At 75.5% G+C, this 1,617-nt stretch carries 2 protein-coding genes; both read left to right on the plus strand.

Translation table 11 applies throughout. From position 1 onward, the window contains the following. Window positions 1-453, plus strand: a 453-nt coding sequence (ybgF, locus tag FV229_RS26725) for a tol-pal system protein YbgF (RefSeq protein WP_147754801.1), incomplete at its 5' end; no start/stop codon positions are given. Next, the coding region (gene tilS / locus FV229_RS28340; protein ID WP_348644207.1) for a tRNA lysidine(34) synthetase TilS at window positions 450-1,617 on the plus strand (1,168 nt) is incomplete at its 3' end. The genes ybgF and tilS, both read left to right, overlap by 4 nt.

Genomic DNA, 1,617 nt, shown 5'->3' on the forward strand with positions numbered 1-1,617 from the left:
GGCACCACCGGCGCGCTGCCGAACCCGGCGCGCGCGCCGGCGAGCGTCGCGGCCACCGGCTCGGGCGACGCGACCAGCGACTACGAGGCGGCCGTCGGGCACATCCGCGAGAAGCGCTACGAGCAGGCGGAGATGTCCTTCCGCCAGTTCATCCAGTCGCACCCGCGCGACGGCCACGTGCCGGCGGCGACCTACTGGCTCGGCGAGAGCTACCTGCAGCGCAACCGCAACCGCGAGGCGGCCGAGCAGTTCCTGAAGGTCTCGACCGACTACGCCCGCTCGCCCCAGGCGCCGGAGGCGATGCTCAAGCTCGGCGTCTCGCTGAACGCCCTGGGCGCCCGCGAGCAGGCCTGCGCGACGCTGGCCGAGCTCGACCGCAAGTTCCCCGCCGCGGGCACGACCGTGCGCCAGAGCGTGGCGCGCGAGCAGAAGCGCGCACGCTGCGCGGCGTGAGCGGCCCGCGCGACGATCCCGGCCCCCGGATTCGTCGCGCCCTCGACACCGCCCTCGCACCTTGGCTGGCCAGCGACGCAATCCTGCTGCTCGCCGTCTCCGGCGGCCCCGACTCCACCGCCCTGATGCGTGCCGCCGCGGGCCGGCGCGACGGGCTCTTCGTCGCCACCGTCGATCACGGCCTGCGCCCCGAATCCGCTGAGGAGGCCCGCGCCGTCGCCGAGGCCGCAGCCGCGCTCGGGCTCCCGCACGCGATCCTGCGTTGGGACGGCACCCACCCCGGCACCGCCATCCAGGCGACGGCGCGCGCCGCCCGCTACCGCCTGCTCGCCGCGCACGCCGCCTCGGTCGGCGCCGGCTACCTGCTCACCGGCCACACCCGCGACGACCAGGCCGAGACGGTGCTCATGCGCCTGATCGCCGGAAGCGGCCCGGCGGGCCTTGCCGGCATGCGGCGGGAGCGCCCGCTGGCGCCGGGGCTCGTGCTGGCCCGCCCCTTCCTCGACATCCCCAAGGCCGATCTCGTCGCCTGGTGCGAAGCGGAGGGCGTCGGCTTCGTCTGCGACCCCTCGAACGCCGACGACCGCTACGGCCGGGTGCGCCTTCGCCGGTTGCTGCCGCTGCTGGCCGCCGAAGGGTTCACGAGCGAACGATTCGCAAAGGTGGCCGAGCGCGCCGCCCGCGACGACGCGGCGTTGGCCGCGATGGCAAACGCCGCCTTCCGGCAAGCCGTCTTCGCCGCGCCTTCCGTGGAAGGGCGGGGCGATGGCAGAGGGTGGTGGTCCGACCCACCCCCTCATCCTGAGGTGCCGGAGCGCAGCGGAGGCCTCGAAGGAGCCCTTCAGGGGCCGCTGCGACCCCTGGAGCCCTCCTTCGAGGCGGCTGACGCCGCACCTCAGGATGAGGTGGTGAGGCGTATCGAACCAGCTGCGATCACCTCCCCCACAGAGAGGGGAGGGGGTGCTGCGGTGATCGCACCGCTCCATCTCGACGGCCCCACCCTCGCCGACCTCCCCGAGGCCGTCGCGCTTCGCGTCGTCGACCTCGCCCTGGACCGGGCCGGCGGCGCGCTGCCGCGGCGGCTGGAGCGGTTGGAGCGGATGGTGCTCGGCGACCTGCTCCCGGCGCTGCGGGCGGGGCGCCCGGTGCGGCGCACCCTGCGCG

It is taken from the genome of Methylobacterium sp. WL120 (genome assembly GCF_008039465.1).
GTDB classification, from domain to species: Bacteria; Pseudomonadota; Alphaproteobacteria; order Rhizobiales; family Beijerinckiaceae; genus Methylobacterium; species Methylobacterium cerastii.